Source organism: Microbacterium sp. USHLN272 (genome assembly GCF_037149655.1).
Classification (GTDB): Bacteria; Actinomycetota; Actinomycetes; order Actinomycetales; family Microbacteriaceae; genus Microbacterium; species Microbacterium galbinum.
In genome coordinates this window covers 1,731,392-1,750,775 of sequence record NZ_JBBCRA010000001.1, presented here as the reverse complement: position 1 = coordinate 1,750,775, position 19,384 = coordinate 1,731,392, and the positions used below count along the sequence as shown (strand labels likewise).

Here is a 19,384-nt window from a genome sequence, read left to right as displayed (position 1 = left end):
CCTCCGATCGAGAAGGATAGGAGAATGGTGGATCAGGCGCGCACGGTCATGGAGCAGCTGACGGACATCACCGTCGACGAGCCGCTCTTCTTCATCGCAGCGCTCCCCTGGACGCGAGCTCGCGAGCAGGATGACTCCGCTCCTCAGCGGCAGATCTTCTTGACGCACGCGACGCAGACCCTGGCGGACTACGCGACGCTCGAGCAGCTCGACAGCCATGTGAGCCTGGGGTATAACTCGCTGTTGATCGGTCAGCGCATCGGACTCATGCAAGCGGGCGAGGTCACCGCAGCGTGGCCCGTCGACAATACGGGTTGGCCGTGGACTGGAACGCGTGGTGGCGGAGCGTGGGCTTTCCGTCGCGACCCCAGCCCCGGCTACCAGAGGACCCCCGCCTCGAGCAGAGGGTTCGTCGTCGCCCAGGGCAGTCTGACGGAGGTCATCGATGCCGCCGAATCGGCGTCGATCGCTCACCCCGACGAGGCGATCGTCGTCGCCGGTGAGTGTTTCTTCGAAGCCCACTGGCACTGACCTCGGAGATCGACCTCCCGCCGGAACGGCGACGGCAACACGCTCCTCTCCCCGCGGCATAGAGTGGATCGGCCCCATCGGGCCCATCACCCCCCTCTGGAGCATCCGTGACCTCCGTCGACGACCGCGCGCGCTATCGCGCGAATCCCTCCGTGCTCACCGCGCTGAAGAGTCCTCGTTTGCTGACGCGCGAGGTGCTCGCCGGTCTCGTCGTCGGTCTCGCACTGATCCCCGAGGCGATCTCGTTCTCGGTGATCGCCGGCGTCGACCCGGCCGTCGGCCTGTTCTCGTCGTTCATCATGGCGATCGCGATCTCGTTCCTCGGCGGACGCCCCGCCATGATCACCGCCGCGACCGGTGCCGTCGCCCTGGTGATCGCGCCCGTCGCCCCGACGTACGGCATGGACTACTTCATCGCCACCGTCATCCTCGCCGGCGTCTTCCAGGTGCTGATGGCCGTGCTCGGCGTCGCGAAGCTCATGCGCTTCATCCCCCGCAGCGTCATGACCGGATTCGTGAACGCGCTCGCGATCTTCGTTTTCAGCGCCCAGGTGCCGCAGCTCATCGGGGTGCCGTGGTTGGTGTATCCGCTCGTCGTGCTCGGCATCCTCGTCATGATCTTCATGCCCAAGATCACCAAGCTGGTGCCGGCGCCCCTCGTGTCGGTCGTCATCGTGACCGCCGTCGTGCTGGTGTTCGCGATCAACGTGCCCACCGTGGGCGACCAGGGCGCCCTGCCGCGCAGCCTGCCCGAACTCTTCATCCCGAACGTGCCGTTCACGTGGGAGACGTTCACGATCATCGCGCCGTACGCGCTCGGCGTCGCACTCGTCGGGCTCATGGAGTCGCTGATGACCGCGAAGCTCGTCGACGAGATAACCGACACCCACTCCCGCAAGACCCGCGAGGCGTGGGCGCAGGGCGCGGCGAACATGCTGTCGGGCATCTTCGGCGGCATGGGCGGCTGCGCCGTCATCGGCCAGACCATGATCAACGTGCGCTCCGGCGCCCGCACGCGCATCTCGACGTTCTTCGCCGGCGTCTTCCTCTTCCTGCTCGTGGTCGTGTTCGGCGACTTCGTCTCGACGATCCCGATGGCCGCACTCGTCGCCGTCATGATCATGATCTCGATCAGTGCGTTCGACTGGCACAGCATCCGTCCGTCGACCCTCAAGCGGATGCCGAAGAGCGAGACGTTCGTCATGATCGTCACCGTCGTCGCCGTTGTGCTCACCCACAACCTCGCGGTCGGGGTCGTGGCGGGAGTGATCACGGCATCCGTCCTCTTCGTGCGCCGGGTCGCGCACGTCGTCTCGGTCACCCGCACCGTCTCGGACGACGGCGAGGTCGCGACCTACGTGGTCGACGGGGCGCTGTTCTTCGCGTCGAGCAATGACCTCACCACGATGTTCGAGTACGCCGCCGACCCCGCACGGGTGGTCATCGACCTGTCCCGATCGCACGTATGGGATGCCTCGACCGTCGCCGCGCTCGACGCGATCGAGACGAAGTGCGCGCGGCACGGCACGTCCGTCGAGCTCGTCGGGCTGAACGAGGCGAGCGGTGCGTTCCACGGACGACTGACGGGGCAGCTCGGCGGCGAGGGGTAGCGCGCATTACGCTGCATCACGGCGACCGGCCCTCGGGGCTCCGGGGTGATTTAGCGTGAGGGTATGACTGCAGAGCCCCGCGTGTACGTGATCCACGAGAACGCCGAATGGTTCCCGCCGTTCGCCGCGGCCTTCGAGGCCGAAGGCGTGCCCGCGCAGGAATGGCTGCTCACCGACGGGTCGATCGACCTCAATGCCGAACCGCCCGCCGGCGTGTTCTGGTCGCGACTGAGCGCCTCGGCGCACACGCGCGACCACGGCGACTCGAAGGAGTTCGGCCGTGCCGTGCTGCGGTGGCTCGAAGCATCCGGTCGCACCGTCGTGAACGGCAGCCCCGTGCTCGAGCTCGAGGTCAGCAAGGCCGCCCAGCACGCCGCACTGCAACGCGCCGGCATCGAGGTGCCGCGCACCATCGCCGTCTTCGGCACCGCCGCGCTCAAGGAGCGCGCCCGCGAGTTCACCGCCCCTTTCATCAGCAAGCACAACCAGGGCGGCAAGGGTCTCGGCGTGCGCCGCCACGACAGCCACGACGAGTTCGACGCCTGGGTCGACGGCCCGGAGTTCGAGGCCTCGCCCGATGGCATCACGCTGCTGCAGGAGAACCTCTTCGCCGCCGCCCCGTTCGTCACCCGGGTCGAGTTCGCCGGTGGGGAGTTCGTCTACGCCGTGCGCGTCGACACCAGCGCGGGCAGCTTCGAGCTGTGCCCGGCCGAGGCGTGCGCGCTGCCCGGCGCCGACGGCGTCGAGCCCGAGCCGCTGTTCCGCATCCGCGAGGAGATCACGGCGCAGCATCCGCTCGTGCAGCAGTACCTCGCATTCTTGAAGGACGCCGGCATCACGGTCGCGGGCATCGAGTTCATCGAGACCGTCGACGGCCGCTTCGTCACCTACGACGTGAACACGAACACGAACTACAACCCCGACGTCGAAGCCACCGCCGCCGTCTCGGGCCCGCGCACGATCGCGAGTTTCCTCGGCGGACTGCTCGCCCGCGACGCCGCACCGGTCGGAGTCTGACGCCTCGCGCGTTCATAACTCCTGAGAATCGGGCCCTCGAGCCTGCGAAAGCCCCCGGAACCAGCGTTCCGGGGGCTTTCTTCCGGAGTTGTGCACCGGGAACTCCGTACCTAACTCAGGACAAACCGCCTCAGAGTCGCCAGAATGCCCCCGATTCCGCGGATTCGGGGGCATTCGTCCTGAGTTAGTGCCACGTGCCGCCGACGCGCTACCGCCCGCTGCCGGCGATGACGCCCTCCTTCACGTACCGCTGAGCGGCGAGAACCAGCACGAGCGCCGGGAGGCTCGCGATGAGGGATGCCCCCATCGTCGCCGCCCACGTGTTCATGTTCGAGTTCGCGAGCGCGTAGATGAACACGGTCACGGGATACATGTCGGTCTTCGTGACGAGGGTGAGGCCGAACAGCAGATCACCCCAGGCGAAGAGGAACGTGAACACCCCGGCCGTGATGATCGCGTTGCGCGACAGCGGCACGACCACACGCCACAGCGACCCGACCGGTCCGAGTCCGTCGAGGGTGGAGGCCTCGATGACCTCGGTGTCGAGGCGCAGCATGAACGAGCGCAGCAGGATGATCGCGAACGGGATGCCGGCGGTGGCGTTCGCGAGGATCAGCCCGATGTAGCTGTTCAGCGCGCCCCACGTGTTGAACATCGCGTAGAAGGAGTTCGCGAGCACGATGCTCGGGATCATCTGCGCGAGCAACAGGATCACGAGCCCGAGGCTCACCGCGCGCGACCGCAGCCGGCTGAGCGAGTAGGCGGCGGGCACCGCGACGACGAGGGTCAGCAGCACCGATCCGATCGCGGTGATCAGGCTGACGCGCAGGCCGTCGAGGCCGCCGTCCTCGAACGCCGTCACGTACCCGTCGAGGGCCGGGGCGGTCGGGAACCACGCGGTGTCGGTGGAGTTGGCATCGGGCTGGAGGGATGCCGAGATCATCCAGTAGATGGGGAACAGGTAGACGATGAGGATCGAGACCGTGAGCACGGTCCAGAACCAGCCGCGGCTGCGGCGGGGAGTGGGGGTGCTCATCGCTCGGCACGCTCCTGTCGGGCGGAGAGCCACGTGTAGACGGCGGCGAAGCCGAGGCTGATGACGAGCAGCAGCATGCCGTAGGCGCCCGCGTGCCCGAACTCGAACAGGCTGAACGCCGAGCGGTACGAGAGCACGCCGAGGGTCATGGTGCTGTTGGCGGGGCCGCCCTGCGTGAGCGCGAGCACGAGGTCGACGATCAGCAGGTTGAAGACGACGCTCATGACGACGAGCACCGAGATCACGGGCCAGATGCTGGGGATGATGATGTGCCACAGGCGCTTGAACGCCCCGGCCCCGTCGAGGGATGCCGCTTCGAGGTGCTCGACCGGCACCTGCTTGAGGGCCGCGGCGAGGATCGTCGACCAGTACGGCAGGCTCGCCCACACGGTCACGATGATCACGGCGGCGAGGGCGGTGGCGGGATCGGCGAGCCAGGCGTTGCCGGGCAGGCCGAGGAACCCGAGGATGTCGTTGATCGCCCCGTCTCCCGCGAGCAGCGACTTCCAGATCGTCGCGACGACGACGGCCGGAAGCAGCCAGGGGATGAGGATGAGGGCGGGCAACCAGCGGCTGCCCGGGAAGCGCCGCGTGAACAGCAGCGCGAGCGCGAGGCCGATCACGAGCTCGGAGATCACGGCGACGACCGTGATGGTGAGGGTGTTCACGATCGCGATACCGGTGGCATCCGCGCGGAAGATGTCGATGAAGTTCTGGAACCCGACGAACGGCGCCTCGCCGGTGATGAAGGTGCCGGTCGTGAAGTCGGTCGTGCTCATGAACACGCCGTACCCGAGCGGGAACAGGAAGAACGCGGCGAAGAACAGGATCGCGGGCACGAGGAAGGCCCACAGCTCGAGGTTCCGTCGCCGCACCAGGGTCAGGCCGAAGCGGCCGGAGGCACGAGTCCCCGGCCGCTTCGGCGCTGTGGCAGCGGCTGTCATCAACCCTGGTCGGCCTTGCTCAGCGCTTCCTCGGCGCTCACGCCGTTGACGGTCGCGTTCTGCAGCGCGTCGACGTACTTCGCCTGCAGGGCGCTCCACTCGGTTCCGAGCGTCGCCGGGTTGAAGGCGTTCGCGACGGGGGTGACGAAGGCCTCGGCGGCCGGGACCTCGGCGACGAAGGCATCCTGCGCCGACGTCAGCGCCGGGACGTACCCGCCCTGCACCGCGGTGTCGACCTGGTTCTCCTCCGAGGCGCGGCACTCGATCAGAGCGGCCGCCGCCTTCTCGCGCTTCTCGTCGCCCTGCACCGGCACGGTGTAGGCGTAGCCGAGGAGTCCGACGCTGCTCTCGTCGGCGCTGGTCGCGGCCGGCACCGAGAACGTGCCGTACTCGAAGTCGAGGCTCGTGTCGACGAGGTTCCAGGGGCCCGAGACCGTGATCGCGGCCTTGCCGGACTTCCACTGGTCGATGCCGTCCCAGCCCCAGTTCACGAACTCCTTCGAGAGGCTGCCGTCGTCGACGAGGGTCTTGTAGAGGTCGACCGCCGCGACCGCGCCGTCACTGGTGAGGTCGGCCGGGTCGCCGCCCGCGCTCAGCAGGAACGGCAGGAAGTACGACGACGTCGAGCCGTCGCCCGCGATGCCGGGCAGCGCGATGCCGTAGTGGTCGGCGGTCGTGGTGGCCTTGGCGGCGGCGATGAGCTCGTCGAAGGTGGTGGGCAGCTCGGTGATGCCCGCCTCCTCGAAGTACGCCTTGTTGTAGAACACCGAGTAGTCCTCGACCTGCGTGGGCAGACCGTAGAGGGTGTCCTCGTACTCGCCGAGGGCGGCGACCGGCTCGGCGAGACCGTCGGTCGTGAGGCCGAGGCTGTCGAGGTCGGAGAGCACTCCTTGCGCTGCGAGCGTCGGCAGCTGGGTGTCGGTGTTGACGAGGGCGATGTCGGGCAGCGACTTCGAGCTCGCCGCCTGCAACAGGCTGGTCGTGTAGTCGCCCGAGAGGGTCTGGGCGTCGATCGTGATGCCGAGGTCAGCGGCGCACTTCTCGAAGTACTCCTTCTGCAGCGTCTGGTACGGGTCGAAGTCGATGCTGCTCCACGACGTCAGCTCGACGCCCTCGAAGTCATCGGCGTCACCGGAGGAGCTCGACGGGGCGGACGAACCGGTGCAACCGGCGAGGAGGACGACGGAGGCGACTCCGGCGGCGGCCGACAGCGCGACCCGGGTGGCGCGCGTGCGAGAGGTGCTCATGAGGGTGCGGGATCCTTAGCTCGACCGGGCTGTGACCGATCGTCGGGAGAAGGTCGGGCGGATGCCCGTGGCATGAGTCTCTCGGACGTGGGGGCATGCGGTCACGGGTTCGGAAACACGGCGAAATGATGTGACGCAGATCGTCATTCCCGCGAAATCTGCGCGTTACGCAGGGGCGGTTTCGGGGCGCTTCGACAGGCTCAGCGACCCAGCGGAGGGGCTCAGCGACCCGGTTTCTGAGTCTGGGTCCCTGAGCTTGTCGAAGGGCCCCACCCAGAGGGGCCGCTCCGCAACGGAGGAGATCACGCGCTCCGCAGGATCAAAACAGTGGATGCTTCCTGCGCAAGAAGTGATCTCCTCCCGTCGCGCGTAGCCCCACCCCGCGAAACCCCCTCAGCGCCGCCGAGCCCCCGCGGGGTGGTCGGCGCCGAGCCGGTCCGCGCCGTCGGTGCGCAGGCGCGAGCGCAGCGTTCCGTCCGAGGGGCGTCCGCCGAACAGCCCCCGCTCGCGCAGCCGCGGTGCCAGCAGCGTCGAGAAGTCGTCGAGCGACCCCGGCGACAGGTACTGGTGCAGCAGGAACCCGTCGACCCCCGACTCCTCGACGAACTCCTCGATGTTCGCGGCGACCTCGTCGGGAGTGCCGATGAACCGGTCGTCGGCGAAGGCGGTCACCGAGGCGAAGCGGCGTCGCACGTCGCCCGCGGTGAGGGGCGGAGCATCCGATCGGGTCTCCTTCGTCTGCGTGTGATTCGTCGACTGCTTCACGATGGGCTCGTCGTCGGCGTAGGCGGCGAAGTCGATCCCGCTCCAGCCGGCGTACGCGGCGAGCTGGGCGTCGGCGTTGTATTGCGACTGATAGCCGTCGAGCTTCTGCTGCACCTCGATCCGCGTGGGCGCGAGTACCGGGTTCATCCCGACGACGGCGCGGATCTGTTCGGGGTCGCGGCCCAGCTCGGCGGCGCGGGCGCGGATGCCGGCGAGCCCCTCCCGAATGGCCTGCGGATCGGAGTCGCCGACGAAGATCAGCTCGGCGTGCCGGGCGGCGAACTCGCGCCCGCGCGGCGACCAGCCGGCCTGGATCAGGTAGGGCGTGCGCTGCGGCGACGGCGGGCTCACGTGCGGACCGGCGACGCGGAAGTGCGCACCCTCGTGGTCGACGCGGTGCACCTTCGACGGGTCGGCGAAGCGCCGCAGCTCGCGACTGCCGACGTAGGCGTCGTCGTCCCAGCTGCGCTCCCACAGGTCGTAGACGACCTCGAGGAACTCGTCTGCCCGGTCGTAGCGGCTGTCGTGCGCGAGCACGTCGAGGCCGAAGTTCGCGGCTGCTCCCGGCAGGTACGAGGTGACGATGTTCCAGGCGATGCGCCCGGCGGTGAGATGGTCGAGCGTGCTGAAGCGGCGGGCGTGGGCGAACGGATGCTCGTACGTCGTCGAGACCGTCGCCCCGAACGCGATGCGTTCGGTGACCGCTGCGAGAGCGGGGATGTGCAGGAGCGGGTCGTGCGCGGGAAGCTCGACGCCCCACTCGAGCGCGGTCGCGGGGCCGCCGCCGAGCGTGTCGTACATGCCCAGCACGTCACCGAAGAAGAACAGGTCGAACTCGGCCTCTTCGGCGCGACGGGCGAGATCGATCCAGTAGCGCAGGTCGAGTGCGCCGAGGCGCCGGTCATCGGGGTGGGTCCACAGGCTCACGGCCCCGGACCCGTTGCCGACGCACGCCTGCTCGTACAGGCCGAAGAAGAGGGGCTTCGTGTCGGTCATGCGCGGGCTCCCTCGAACGCGCTCCCTGAGCCCGTCGAAGGGCCCCGCCCCGCGGAACCCGCCTCCCACAGCATCCGTCCGTCGATCACCGTGCCGAGCGCCTCAGGCGCGCTCTCGACGATCTCGGCGAGCGCATCGCGCGGGTCGGCGGATGCCGTCGCGAACACCGCGAGGTCGGCCCGGGCGCCGTCGATCAGGGTGCCCGCCGGTGCGGGCCCGTCGGCGAGCCCGAGGGCGCGGGCCCCACCGGCCGTCGCCGCGTGCAGCAGCCGAGCATGCAGGTCGTCGGCCGAGTACCCCTGGGCGCGGGCGAGCCGGTGCAATTCGGCGACGTCGTCGAGCACCCGCAGCGAGGGCGCCGACGACAGCGAGTCGGTGCCCACCCCGATCGGATTGCCCTCGGTCAGGTACGCGGCGATGGGCGGGGCATCCAGTCCGATGACGGCGTTCGAGCGCGGACACAGCGCGACCGACACCCCGCGTTCGCGCAACAGGGCGCGGTCGGCGGCGTCGACGTAGATGCCGTGCGCCAGGTGCGAGTGCGGCGTGAGCACGCCGACCGTGTCGAGGTAGTGCACGACGCCGTTGCCCGATCCGTTACCCGAGAGCAGCTGCATGTCGGAGTGCCCGAGGCCGCGCCAGCGCTCGGCGAGGGGGCCGGTGCCGAACCGGGCGAACTCGTCTTCGGATGCCGACTCGGCGGCGTGGATGTGCAGACGCACGCCGTGCGCCTCGGCGAGCCGCTGCAGTTCGCGGAACACATCGGTGTCGAGCGAGTAGATCGCATGCGGCGAGAGGCCGGTCGCGGGAGGGGAGGGGAGCGCGTCGAGCTGGGCGAGCACGCGCTCGGGGCCGTCGTGCTGCCAGGCCGCGCGCTTCCAGCCGAACACCTCCCAGAACACGACGCCGTGCAGCCCGGCGTCGTGCACCGCGCGCCCCGCCTCGGGGTCGGTGACGATCTCGGCGACCGCGGTCGTGCCCGATTCGATCGACAGGCGCACGCCCTCGGCGGCCGACGCCGCCCAGTCGTGTTCGACGCGGTAGCCCTTCTCGAACGCGAGCGCCCAGGTCTCGAAGCTCGGGTACTGCCCCCGGCCCACCGCTGCCATGTCGGTGTACTGCAGGTGCGTGTGGGCGTTGACGAGTCCCGGCGTGAGGGCGCCGTCCCATTCGCGGCGCTCGCCGATCGCGTCGCCGAGCTCGGCGGTGAGGGCGTCGTGCGCGCCGACCGCGACGATGCGTCCGTCGCGCACGGCGACCGCGCCATCGGCGATCGGGGGCGCGGCGACGGGCAGCACGGTGCGCGCGCGGTGGAGGGTGATGTCGCTCATGGTCGTCTCTCGGGTGTGCGGGTCGGGTCGGTCGGGTTCAGGGGGTGACGTCTCGGGGGCGCCAGGATGTCAGGTAGTCGCTCTGTGCAGACGAGACGGCATCCAGTCCGCCGCCGAAGGCGCCGAGCGCCAGCGCGGCCACGCGGTCGTCGGCGCTGCGGGGCAGGATGTGCACCGCGGGCGTGAGGGTGCCGCGCCCGGCCAGCAGGTAGTCGACGGCCGAGAGCTGCACCCCGAACGACAGGTCCATGACCTGGATCGGATTGCCCTCGGCGGCGCTCACGTTGATGCAGTGGCCGTCGTCGAGCACGCGGATGCTGCGCCCGTTCGCGAGCCGCAGCACCGACACCGCGCCGCGCCGCGACGTCTCGACGGCGCCGGCGTCGAGGGCCGCGAGCAGCGAGATCTCCTGAAACGCCCCGCCGCCGACCGCGACGGCGGCGCCGTCGGGCAGCCGGTCGAGGTGCTCGACCGCGACGGTGTGCGCGATGCCGGTCGTCGAGATGAGCACATCGGCGTGCGCCGCGGCATCCGCCAACGGCTCGACGGCGTACCCGGCGAACGCCGCCTGCAGAGCGGCCACCGGATCGACCTCGGAGACGGTGACGCGCGCGCCGAGGGCGGCGGCGTGGCGGGCGACGCCGCTGCCGACGCGTCCGAAGCCGACGACCACCACGTCGCTGCCGGCCCACGACCGGTCGAGCAGATCGGCGACCGCCAGCACCACCGACTGGCCGGTGCCGTGCGCGTTGTCGAACAGTGACTTGGTGCGGGCGTCGTTCGCGGCGACGATCGGGATGCGCAGGGCTCCCTCGCGCTCCATCGTGCGCAGCGGGCGCACGCCGCTCGTCGTCTGCTCGGTCGCGCCGGCCATCGACCCCAGGATGCCGGGGCGCTCGGTGTGCGCGAGACGGATGGTCGCGGCACCGTCGTCGACGATCACCTCGGGGTGGTGGTCGAGCAGGGCGAGGACGTTGTCGCGATCCTCGGCCTCGGTCGCCCCGCGGTGCGCGTAGGTCGGGATGCCGGCGTGCACGAGCGCTGCGGCCACCGCGTCGTCGGTGTCGCGCCCGACGCACGAGACGGCCACGTCGGCGCCGGCCTCGGCGAGCAGCAGGGCGACGGTCGCGGTCTTCGGCTCGAGCACGTCGGAGACGGCGATGCGGATGCCGCGCACCCGCCCGCTCTCGCGCAGCTCCGCCGCGAGAGCCGTCGTCGCGGGCATGAACTGCCGTGCCCACGCGATGCGTTCGGTGCCCTCGCGCCAGAGGGTCGGGTCGGCGATGCGGCCGGTCATGCGAGCACCAGGCGGGCGAGGTGGGTGTCGGCCAGTGCTGCGGGGCGGGGCCCTTCGACAGGCTCAGGGACCCAGTCTCCAGGGGTGTCCGCCGCACCTCGGTCGCTGAGCTCCGCACCTGGGTCGCTGAGCTCCGCACCTGGGTCGCTGAGCCTGTCGAAGCGTCCCCCGCCCTCGCTCGGGAGGAGATCCACGTTCGGGAGGGCGATATCGCCGGATCGATCCTCCGTAACGTCGATCTCCTCCCGAGCGGCGGATGCCGAGGCAGTGGCGGATGCCGAGGCCCGGGCTGTGAGGATCGACAGGGCGACGAGCGCGTCGGCGAGGAGGCTCGACTGCCCGAGCGTCTCGAACACCCCCGGGGCCTCGACGACCCAGGTGCCTTCTCCGACACGGGTGACGAACGGGCGAACTGTGTCGCCTGCCGACGGCACCAGGCCGTTCGCATCCACGGACGCGTCGATCAGCACCCCGGTCACGGATGCCGGGTCGACGGCGGCATGGCCCTCACCGGTCGTCAGCACGAGGTCGGCCACGGGCCACGGCTCGTCGACCGTGCGGGAACCGGCGAGGTGCGCGCGGAGGCGCACGACCGGATCGGCGATTCCGCGGAATACCCGGGTGCCGCCGACGGTGAGCGTGGCGGCGAGACGATCGGCGAGCGGGCCGTCGCCGATCACGAGAGCGGATGCCGCGGGCAGCACGAGATTCGTGCGCCGGGCCAGCGCGCGCACGATCTGCTCGGCGCGCGCGTGCGCGAAGATCGCCGCGAAAGCGGGGAGTTCGCGCGGGTCCGGCGCCGAGTCAGCGGCGGTGATCGCCACGCCGAACGCCGCGCGCGCGGCATCCGCCACCTGCTCCGGCAACGCCGCGAACCGCCACGACACGGCGGCGGGCGCATCGCCCGGCTCAGCGAAAGGCGCCGGGAAGGCGGATGCCGCGGCCGTCGCCCACCGGAATCCCGGGGGCGTCACGGCATCCGTCGACGGGGTGCGGGAAGGGGCATCGGTCACGGTCGCGACGCTATCCGTTCGCCGTCACGCGCCGCCGGTCTGTGACCTCTCATGACGCGCGGGCGAGCGCCGCGGGCGCGCGTTGTCTAGCGTCGGGGCAATGAGCGAAGGCATCCGTCCCGAATCCGTCCCGCACGAAGTGCTCGAACCGGTGTACGACTGGACAGGCTTCGGCTTCGACACCCGCCAGATCCACGCGGGGGAGTTCGACGAACCCGCCCACGGGTCGCGCATCGCGCCGATCTACCTGAGCGCGGCGTTCCGCTTCGACTCGTTCGACGAGAGCACGCGCCGCTTCGGAGGTGAGGACGGGCAGATCTACTCGCGCAACCTCAACCCCACGAACGAGGTCGCCGAGCGCCGCATCGCCGCACTCGAGGGCGGCGTCGGCGCCATCGTGGTGTCGTCCGGGCAGGCGGCGATCAGCGCCGCGATCCTGTCGATCGTCGGCAACGGCGACCGGTTCGTCTCGACCGCGAGCATCTACAGCGGCACGCGCATCCTCTTCGGTCGCTCGTTCGCCCGATTCGGCGTCGGCGTCGACTACGTGCAGGACCCGACCGACGAGGCCGAGTGGGAAGCTGCGATTGGCCCCGACACCAAGGCGATCTTCACCGAGACGATCCCGAACCCCAAGAACGACGTGGTCGACATCGCGGCGGTCGCCCGCATCGCCGAGCGCCACGGCATCCCGCTCATCGTCGACAACACGATCGGCACGCCCTACCTCGTGCGCCCGATCGAACTGGGCGCGCACATCGTCGTGCACTCGGGCACCAAGTTCCTCACCGGCCACGGTGCCGCGATCTCGGGCATCGTCGTCGACGGCGGCACCTTCGACTGGGCCGGCAGCCCGCGCGACTACCCCGGCATCACCGACTCGCCGGCGCCCGGCGTGCCGAGCGCCCTCGAGACCTACGGCCCCCGCGCCTACGAGTACTTCGTGCGCGGCGGCATCGTGAACGACCTCGGTCCGGCGCTCTCGCCGTTCCACGCGTTCCTGCTGCAGCAGGGCATCGAGACCCTGTCGCTGCGCATGGAGCGGCACGTGTCGAACTCCCGCGCGATCGCCGAGTTCCTCGCCCAGCACCCTGCGGTCGAGTACGTCGACTACGCCGGCCTCCCGGGGCATCCGCAGCACGAGATCGCCCAGCGCACCCTCGACGGCCGCAGCGGATCGGTGTTCGCCGTCACCGTGCGCGGCGGGCGGGCAGGCGCCGAGATCTTCATCGACAGCCTGCGGGTGTTCAGCCGCATGACCAACATCGGCGACGTGCGCTCGATGGTGCTGCACCCGGCGACCACCACCCACCTCTCGTTCACGCCCGAACTGCGGGCCCAGCTCGGCATCGACGAGGGGCTCGTGCGGCTGTCGGTCGGCATCGAGACGGTCGCCGATCTGATCGCCGACCTCGATTCCGCGCTCGCCGCGGTGAGCGCGCACCTTTCCGGCGATCCGGATGCCGCAGAGGTCGCACCGTGACCGCCCGCAGCCAGTGGACCGGGGTCACGACCCGCGAGGAGAACGCGCACTGGCGCTCCGTCGCGCAGGCCGTGGCCGCGGAGCTCGCGGTCGACGTGCTCGCCCGCGAACGCGCCGGCGCCGTGCCGCGCGCCGAGTCGGCGCTGCTGCAGCGCTCGGGACTCACGACCCTGCTCGACCCGGCATCGCTGGGCGGCGGGGGAGGCCACTGGTCGTCGGCATTCCTCGCGGTGCGCGAGATCGCCCGGGTGGATGCCGGCATCGCGCAGTTGCTGGGCTACCACTACGCCAACTCGGCCACGATCGCCCTGGTCGCGAGTGCGGACGAGCGCGACGACTGGTACCGCCGGTCGATCGAGGGCACGTGGCTCTGGGGAGACTCGGTCAACCCGGTCGATCCGACGCTGTCGCTCACCCCCGACGGCGACGGGTTCCGGCTGGCGGGGGTCAAGCGCTTCTCGACGGGGTCGTCGGTGGGCGATGTGATCCTCGTCAACGCGGTGGTCGATTCGGGTCCGGATGAGGGGCGCTTCGCCTTCCTCGTGCTGCCGGCTGGGCATCCGGGTGTCGAGGTGCAGGATGACTGGGACTTCCTCGGTCAGCGCCTGTCGGCCAGCAACTCGGTGCGGTTCGCGGATGCTCCGGTCGGCCGCGAGCACCTGCTCGGCTTCGGCACCGACGAGTGGTTCCAGGCGCTGCTCACGCCCGCCGTGCAACTGCTGCTCGGCAACCTGTACCTCGGCATCGCGCAGGGCGCGCTCGACCAGGCGCGCGAACTCACCAACGCGCGGCCGAACGCGTGGTTCCTCAGCGGCGCCGAGCGGTACCGCGACGACCCCTTCGTGCAGCGCCTCTACGGCGAGCTCGTCGCGCAGGTCGCCGCGGTCGAGGCGCTCGCCGATCGCGTGAATGAGGAGTACGACGCGGTCGTCGCGCGCGGGGCCGAGGTCGACGAGCAGGCCCGCGGCGACATCGCGATCCGCGTCGCGCAGCTCAAGGTCGTCTCGAGCGAGACGGCGACCGATGTCGCCCACCGGGTGTTCGAGGCCACCGGGTCGAGCTCCACCGCCTCGAAGATCGGCCTCGATGCGCATTGGCGCAACATCCGCACGCACTCGCTGCACGATCCCATCGACTACAAGAAGCTCGAGGTCGGCGCCGACTTCCTCCTCGGCATCCGTCAGCCCCTGTCCCTCTACACCTGAGGTCGCCGAGGTTCCTCGGGGTGGGGCGCTTCGACAGGCTCAGGGACCCAGTTTCCATGACTGGGTCCCTGAGCTTGTCGAAGGGCCCCACCGCGAGATGATTCGACAGGCTCAGCGACCCCCGCCGTGACCTACCGGGCCTCAAGGTCGTGCAGGCGGGTCCAGAAGTGGTGGAGGCCGTGCTCCGACAGGGTGGCCGAGGCGCCGAGCGTCTCGAACAGCGCCCGAACGGCATCGCCGGCGAGGGGCACGAGACCCGCGGCCACGAGTTCGACATCGGCGACGGATGCCGTGCCCTCCTCGGCGCGACGCAGCACCGACTCCGCGGCGGCCGAAGCCACGGCCGAGCGGGCGGCGGAATCGGCGAGAACCCGTAGGAACTGGGGGTCGTCGGCGGCGCGCTCGGTGTTGCCGTGCTGCTGACGGCGGGTGCGCGCGGCGGTCTGCGCGGCGCCCGTCTCGGTGACCTCGGCGATCAGGTCGGCGAGGTCGCGCACCAGCCCGGTGGCGCGGTCGGACGGCAGAGCGGAGGCGGGCATGGTGCTCCTCGGAGAAGAAGGCGGCGGGATGCTCCGACTGTATCGAACGGCATCCGTCGCGAACGTCATGCGCGTTAACAGGGACGCCCCCGCTCCCCGGTGCTGGATACGCTGAAGCCATGACCTCCCGTCCGTTCGGCTCCCTGGATTGGGCGCGGAGAACCCCCGGAATCCCGGCGCTCCTCGACGAGATCCGCCAGGCGAGCATCGCCGATGCCCCCGAGCTCCCGCAGAGCTTCTTCACCCGTCTCGCCGCCGCCGGCTTCGGCCGCATCCGCGTGCCCGTGGCCGAGGGTGGTCTGGGCGGCGATGTGCTCGACCTGCTCGACGCCCTGCTCGCGATCGCGGCGGCCGATTCCAACCTCGCCCAGGCCTGGCGCACCCACGTGCTCGCGACCGAGCGTCACGTGAAGTCGCCCGCCGGCCCGCTGCGCGACCGCTGGATCTCCCGCGTCGCTGCGGGTTCGATCATCGGCGGCGGCTGGACCGAGGCCGACGGCTCCGGCCCGAGCGTCTTCACCACCCGCCTCTCGACCGAGACCGGCGTCCCGCGTCTCACCGGCCGCAAGTTCTACTCCACGGGCAGCCGTTACGCCGACTGGCTCGAGTACAGCGCGGTCGACGATGCCGGCGACCTCGTGATCGCGGCGCTGCCGGTGGATGCCGAGGGCGTCACGCTCCTCGACGACTGGACCGGCTTCGGCCAGCGCGCCACCGCCAGCGGAACGACCGTGCTCGACGGAGCTCCGGTCGATCCCGACGACGTCGCCCCGTGGCAGACGCAGCACCTCGGCACCCCGGGCTGGCAGCAGATGATCCTGCTCGCGGTGCTCGTGGGCATCGGCGAGGGTGCTCGCGCCGCGGCATCCGATCTCATCGACCAGATCGACCGCGCGCACGGCGGATCGCCGATCCTCGTGCTCGAGGGCTACGGCCGCATCAGCGCGCTCGTCGCCTCGGCCCGCGCCTCGCTCGGCGAGATCGGTCGGCTGAGCGAGATCGCGCACCGGGCGATCATCGCCGGAGATGCGGATGCCGAGACCCTCGCCGACGACGCGGTCAACGCGGTCTTCCAGGCGCAGGCCACGATCGTGCCGCAGGTCATCGAGGCCACCGACAAGCTCATGACGTTGCCCGCGCTGCTCGCCGATGGTTCAGAAGCCGTCGCCGAGGCGCAGAACCTGCGCAGCTCCCTGCGCCTCGACCGGTTCTGGCGCAACGCCCAGACCCTGTCGACGCACAACCCCGTGCTGCACCGCCTGCGTGCGATCGCCGACCGCGAGATCTACGCGATCGACCGCATCGCCGATCCCGCCGAGCGCGAGGCCGCCGTCGCGCAGTCGATCGCCGACGGCATCCGTCCTCTGACCGTCGTGCGGCTCGATGCCGCGCTCGCCGCCCGCCTCGCCGCCGACCCGCGCTCGCTCGATGCGGTGGCCGCGGCGTTCGGCGGTCGCGAGCCCGTGCTCTTCCAGTTCGACGAGCGCCCGGGCGCGCACTTCGACGCAGCCGTCGCGATCGCGACCCTGCTGCACCGCCTCCCCACGGCGTGGTTCGCCGTCGGCACCGGCGATCTGTCGCTCACCGGCCACCCGTACAACCTCGCCCGGCGCATCGCCTCGCTCGAGCAACTGTCGGGCGGACGGACCGCTTGGGTGCTCGACGACGGCGACACCGAGACCGAGGAGCAGCGCGACCGCATCCGCGTGGTGCAGCAGCTGCTGCGCACCTGGCCGCGGGAGAGCATCGCCGCGGATGCCGGTGCCCGCCACTTCGCGCAGACCGAGAGCATCCGTCGCATCAACGCCGACGGCGCCTTCCCGACGGCGGGCCCGCTCAACGTGCCGAGCAGCCCGCAGCACCTGCCGGTGTTCGTGTCGTCGCGCCGGTTCGACGACGTGCACCGCTACGTCGACCTGCTCGTGCGCGACGACGCCTGGGTGCTGCCCTACGCGGATGCCGCGGGCCACCCGCTCGCGACCGGTCATGCGGTGGATGACATCGACGGACTGCTCGCGATCGCCGGTGCGCTGCCGCAGATCGCGGATGCCGGGGCGGATGCAGCGTCGGATGCCGCTCCCCAGACCCTGCGCGCCCGGCTGAGGTTGCCCGCGCCCGCCCTGTACGAGCTCCCCGGAGCATCCGCCCGCTTCGAGCGCGGCAGCGAGACGGAGGCATCATGAGCGACGAGAACCGCCTGCTCACGGTCAACATCAACGTGCTCGGCGTCGGGCAGCGACCCGCCGCCTGGCGCGCCCCCGACATCCGACCCGACGCGATCGTCGACCTCGCGCACTGGCAGAACGTGGCCCGCATCGCCGAGCGCGGTCTCGTCGACGCGATCTTCCTCGCCGACCGCCCGGCGATCACCGACCCGCGCAGCCGTCCGGTGCAGTACCTCGATCCGGGCGTTCTCGTGCCGGCGATGGCCGCGGCCACCGAGCATCTGGGCTTCGTGGCGACGGCATCCACCACCCTCAACGAGCCGGTCGAACTCGCGCGCCGCCTGTGGGCGCTGCACACCGCGACGCAGGGCCGCTTCGCGTGGAACGCCGTCACCAGCTGGGACGTCGAGGCCGTGCGCAACTTCGGCATCACCGAGGTGCCCGAGCGCGCCGTGCGGTACGCCCGCGCCGAGGAGTTCGTGACCGTCATCAAGCGCCTGTGGGAGACCGCGGGCACGTCGGACGTGGTGGATCACGACGGCTCGTTCTCGGTGCATGCCGGGCTCGAGATGGACGCCCTCGTGCCCGAGCGGCCGGCCATCGTGCAGGCCGGCGGGTCTGAGCCGGGCTGGCGTCTTGCGGGGCTCGTCGCCGACGGGGTGTACTCGGTCGACCACGACCCGGCATCCGCGGCGGAGCACCGTCAGAAGATCCGCTCCTACGCCGTCGAGGCCGGTCGCTCGGCCGACGACGTGCGGGTCTTCCCGGGGCTCGCGGTCGTGATCGGCAGCACCGAGCAGGAGGCCTGGGACCGCTTCGACCACTGGGAGCACCTCGCCCCCGCGACCTACAGCCTCAACGAGCTGTCGAAGGCGCTCGGTGCCGATTTCTCGGGGCTCGACCTCGACGCGCAGGTGCCCGAGAAGGTGCTGGCGGATGCCGAGGCGCAGGATGCCGGATGGTCGGCGGCGTACCGCCGGGTGCTCATCGAGCGGATCCGGTCGGAGCAGCCGACGATCCGCCGCCTGCTGCGCGACTTCGGCGGGTACGGGCAGCGGTTCCTCGCGGGAACGCCCGAGCAGATCGCCGACACGATGGAGGAGTGGTTCCGGGCGGGGTCGGCCGACGGCTTCAACATCATGCTCGACCTGTTCCCGTCCGGCTTGGAGGACTTCGTCGACCAGGTCGTGCCCGAGCTGCAGCGCCGCGGGATCTTCCGCCGCGAGTACGGCCAGGGCGGGGTGCTGGAGCGCTTCCGCCGGCCCTAGGCGGGCGGTTAGTGCCGCGCGGCGGGAGGAGATCTCGTGCTGTGCAGGAGGCATCCGCTGTGCTGATCCTGCGGAAGGTGTGATCTCCTCCGGTCGGTGACGGAACGGGGCCGCTGAGCCCGTCGAAGGCTCACGCGGTCAGTCCCGCCGAAGCTCCGGATCATCGGGGGCGACGTTCTTGACCCACTGCTGGATTCCGGGTCGCTCGAACCCGTACGGCACGAATCCCTCTTCGGTGGCTCGCGGCTCGTCGGTGAAGAGCGACACGTCGCCACGCGGCGCCGGCACGATCTCCACCCGGATCCCGCGGTACCTGCCGAAACGCGTCATGCTCCGAGCGTATCGGCGAGCAGAGAGGAGTCGCACTCCGCACCCGAACGGTGCGGGCGGAGATCTCGCCGTCGGGCGGAGATCTTCCCCCGATCCCTCCGCCCATCACGGAGAACTCCGCCCCACGCGGTGCGAGAGGCGCGTCGCGCGTGGCGCGCTAGTCTCGGCGTCGATGGATACCCCGAATGGCCGCGAACTCACCACCCGCGAGCGCGAGGTGCTGGTCGCGATGATCACGCACGCGAAACCCTCCCACGGCTCTTTCGAGGCGAGCGAGCGCGCGGCGCTGCTCGAGAAGGTCGACGACCTGCGCGTGTGGGGGAGATGCGCATGCGGTCGCTGCCCCTCGATCGACCTCGGAGATGCCTCCGGCGAGTACACGAGCGAGGGCCCGCGCGTCGTCCTCGACGGGTGGCGGGTGACCGAGGGCCTCATCCTCTTCGTCGACAACGGATTGCCGACGTACCTCGAGCAGTACAGCGGGACGGACGACGTGTTCGAGGAGTTTGCCCCGGTGGGCGAGATCGAGTTCTCCTGACGGGTGCTGTGGGGTGGGGCCCTTCGACAAGCTCAGGGACCCAGCGCCCTCAGGGACCCAGGCGTGTGA

The 19,384-nt window shown here is 70.6% G+C and carries 17 protein-coding genes; 8 read left to right on the top strand and 9 right to left on the bottom strand.

The genetic code is table 11. From position 1 onward, the window contains the following. Positions 1-24: 24 nt before the first annotated feature. The 3 genes from WFJ97_RS08400 (at position 25) to WFJ97_RS08390 (ending at position 3,158) form a co-directional block, all read left to right on the top strand. Entirely contained in the window at positions 25-531 is a 507-nt protein-coding gene (locus tag WFJ97_RS08400) for a hypothetical protein (protein WP_336641138.1), read from the top strand. Positions 532-638: 107 nt separating this feature from the next. After that, complete coding sequence (locus tag WFJ97_RS08395) at positions 639-2,141, top strand: SulP family inorganic anion transporter (RefSeq protein ID WP_336641137.1); 1,503 nt, start codon at positions 639-641, stop codon at positions 2,139-2,141. 63 nt (positions 2,142-2,204) lie between these two features. Then, positions 2,205-3,158 (top strand): ATP-grasp domain-containing protein, encoded by a 954-nt coding sequence (locus WFJ97_RS08390; protein ID WP_336641136.1) that lies wholly within the window; start codon positions 2,205-2,207, stop codon positions 3,156-3,158. Between the two features lie 208 nt (positions 3,159-3,366). Here WFJ97_RS08390 and WFJ97_RS08385 read toward each other — a convergent pair whose 3' ends face one another. The 7 genes from WFJ97_RS08385 to WFJ97_RS08355 all read right to left on the bottom strand — a co-directional run bounded on the left by WFJ97_RS08385 (position 3,367) and on the right by WFJ97_RS08355 (position 11,787). Further along, positions 3,367-4,194, bottom strand: a complete 828-nt coding sequence (locus WFJ97_RS08385; RefSeq protein ID WP_336641135.1) for a carbohydrate ABC transporter permease — start codon at positions 4,192-4,194, stop codon at positions 3,367-3,369. After that, complete coding sequence (locus tag WFJ97_RS08380; protein WP_336641134.1) at positions 4,191-5,138, bottom strand: carbohydrate ABC transporter permease; 948 nt, start codon at positions 5,136-5,138, stop codon at positions 4,191-4,193. The genes WFJ97_RS08385 and WFJ97_RS08380 overlap by 4 nt, the downstream gene beginning before the upstream one ends. Then, a complete protein-coding gene (locus tag WFJ97_RS08375; RefSeq protein ID WP_336641133.1) occupies positions 5,138-6,385 on the bottom strand; it encodes a sugar ABC transporter substrate-binding protein in 1,248 nt (415 codons plus the stop codon). Before WFJ97_RS08375 ends, WFJ97_RS08380 begins: the two co-directional genes overlap by 1 nt. A gap of 393 nt (positions 6,386-6,778) precedes the next feature. Further along, positions 6,779-8,146, bottom strand: coding sequence for an NtaA/DmoA family FMN-dependent monooxygenase (locus tag WFJ97_RS08370; protein WP_336641132.1), 1,368 nt, complete (start codon positions 8,144-8,146; stop codon positions 6,779-6,781). Then, positions 8,143-9,477 (bottom strand): amidohydrolase family protein, encoded by a 1,335-nt coding sequence (locus tag WFJ97_RS08365; protein WP_336641131.1) that lies wholly within the window; start codon positions 9,475-9,477, stop codon positions 8,143-8,145. Before WFJ97_RS08365 ends, WFJ97_RS08370 begins: the two co-directional genes overlap by 4 nt. Positions 9,478-9,514: 37 nt before the next feature. After that, positions 9,515-10,774: an adenosylhomocysteinase gene (locus WFJ97_RS08360; RefSeq protein WP_336641130.1), complete on the bottom strand. Its 1,260-nt coding sequence runs from the start codon at positions 10,772-10,774 to the stop codon at positions 9,515-9,517. Then, positions 10,771-11,787 (bottom strand): hypothetical protein, encoded by a 1,017-nt coding sequence (locus WFJ97_RS08355; RefSeq protein ID WP_336641129.1) that lies wholly within the window; start codon positions 11,785-11,787, stop codon positions 10,771-10,773. The genes WFJ97_RS08360 and WFJ97_RS08355 overlap by 4 nt, the downstream gene beginning before the upstream one ends. A 100-nt stretch (positions 11,788-11,887) precedes the next feature. On the opposite strand from WFJ97_RS08355, the gene WFJ97_RS08350 reads away from it, so the two are divergent. Continuing rightward, positions 11,888-13,270, top strand: a complete 1,383-nt coding sequence (locus tag WFJ97_RS08350; protein WP_336641128.1) for an O-acetylhomoserine aminocarboxypropyltransferase/cysteine synthase family protein — start codon at positions 11,888-11,890, stop codon at positions 13,268-13,270. After that, positions 13,267-14,475 (top strand): acyl-CoA dehydrogenase family protein, encoded by a 1,209-nt coding sequence (locus tag WFJ97_RS08345; RefSeq protein ID WP_336641127.1) that lies wholly within the window; start codon positions 13,267-13,269, stop codon positions 14,473-14,475. The genes WFJ97_RS08350 and WFJ97_RS08345 overlap by 4 nt, the downstream gene beginning before the upstream one ends. A gap of 131 nt (positions 14,476-14,606) precedes the next feature. On the opposite strand, the gene WFJ97_RS08340 is transcribed toward WFJ97_RS08345, so the two are convergent. Continuing rightward, the gene (locus tag WFJ97_RS08340) at positions 14,607-15,014 is read right to left on the bottom strand and encodes a hypothetical protein (protein WP_336641126.1); all 408 of its coding nucleotides are present in this window, start codon (positions 15,012-15,014) and stop codon (positions 14,607-14,609) included. 119 nt (positions 15,015-15,133) lie between these two features. Here WFJ97_RS08340 and WFJ97_RS08335 point away from each other — a divergent pair, with 119 nt between their 5' ends. After that, positions 15,134-17,197 (top strand): hypothetical protein, encoded by a 2,064-nt coding sequence (locus tag WFJ97_RS08335; RefSeq protein WP_336641125.1) that lies wholly within the window; start codon positions 15,134-15,136, stop codon positions 17,195-17,197. Next, positions 17,194-18,447, top strand: a complete 1,254-nt coding sequence (locus tag WFJ97_RS08330; protein WP_336641124.1) for an LLM class flavin-dependent oxidoreductase — start codon at positions 17,194-17,196, stop codon at positions 18,445-18,447. The genes WFJ97_RS08335 and WFJ97_RS08330 overlap by 4 nt, the downstream gene beginning before the upstream one ends. A 138-nt stretch (positions 18,448-18,585) precedes the next feature. Here WFJ97_RS08330 and WFJ97_RS08325 read toward each other — a convergent pair whose 3' ends face one another. Continuing rightward, positions 18,586-18,777: a hypothetical protein gene (locus WFJ97_RS08325; RefSeq protein WP_336641123.1), complete on the bottom strand. Its 192-nt coding sequence runs from the start codon at positions 18,775-18,777 to the stop codon at positions 18,586-18,588. Between the two features lie 172 nt (positions 18,778-18,949). On the opposite strand from WFJ97_RS08325, the gene WFJ97_RS08320 reads away from it, so the two are divergent. Next, positions 18,950-19,315 carry a hypothetical protein gene (locus tag WFJ97_RS08320; RefSeq protein WP_336641122.1) on the top strand — a complete coding sequence of 122 codons (366 nt, stop codon included), beginning with the start codon at positions 18,950-18,952 and terminating at the stop codon, positions 19,313-19,315. The last annotated feature ends 69 nt before the right edge of the window (positions 19,316-19,384 follow it).

Bases quoted from the DNA above. Each gene is read 5' to 3' on its own strand.
- WFJ97_RS08375 (WP_336641133.1), bottom strand. From the start codon at position 6,385: ATGAGCACCTCTCGCACGCGCGCCACCCGGGTCGCGCTGTCGGCCGCC.
- WFJ97_RS08390 (WP_336641136.1), top strand. From the start codon at position 2,205: ATGACTGCAGAGCCCCGCGTGTACGTGATCCACGAGAACGCCGAATGG.
- WFJ97_RS08330 (WP_336641124.1), top strand. From the start codon at position 17,194: ATGAGCGACGAGAACCGCCTGCTCACGGTCAACATCAACGTGCTCGGC.
- WFJ97_RS08325 (WP_336641123.1), bottom strand. From the start codon at position 18,777: ATGACGCGTTTCGGCAGGTACCGCGGGATCCGGGTGGAGATCGTGCCG.
- WFJ97_RS08360 (WP_336641130.1), bottom strand. From the start codon at position 10,774: ATGACCGGCCGCATCGCCGACCCGACCCTCTGGCGCGAGGGCACCGAA.
- WFJ97_RS08380 (WP_336641134.1), bottom strand. From the start codon at position 5,138: ATGACAGCCGCTGCCACAGCGCCGAAGCGGCCGGGGACTCGTGCCTCC.
- WFJ97_RS08385 (WP_336641135.1), bottom strand. From the start codon at position 4,194: ATGAGCACCCCCACTCCCCGCCGCAGCCGCGGCTGGTTCTGGACCGTG.
- WFJ97_RS08370 (WP_336641132.1), bottom strand. From the start codon at position 8,146: ATGACCGACACGAAGCCCCTCTTCTTCGGCCTGTACGAGCAGGCGTGC.
- WFJ97_RS08400 (WP_336641138.1), top strand. From the start codon at position 25: ATGGTGGATCAGGCGCGCACGGTCATGGAGCAGCTGACGGACATCACC.
- WFJ97_RS08340 (WP_336641126.1), bottom strand. From the start codon at position 15,014: ATGCCCGCCTCCGCTCTGCCGTCCGACCGCGCCACCGGGCTGGTGCGC.
- WFJ97_RS08335 (WP_336641125.1), top strand. From the start codon at position 15,134: ATGACCTCCCGTCCGTTCGGCTCCCTGGATTGGGCGCGGAGAACCCCC.
- WFJ97_RS08320 (WP_336641122.1), top strand. From the start codon at position 18,950: ATGGATACCCCGAATGGCCGCGAACTCACCACCCGCGAGCGCGAGGTG.
- WFJ97_RS08350 (WP_336641128.1), top strand. From the start codon at position 11,888: ATGAGCGAAGGCATCCGTCCCGAATCCGTCCCGCACGAAGTGCTCGAA.
- WFJ97_RS08365 (WP_336641131.1), bottom strand. From the start codon at position 9,477: ATGAGCGACATCACCCTCCACCGCGCGCGCACCGTGCTGCCCGTCGCC.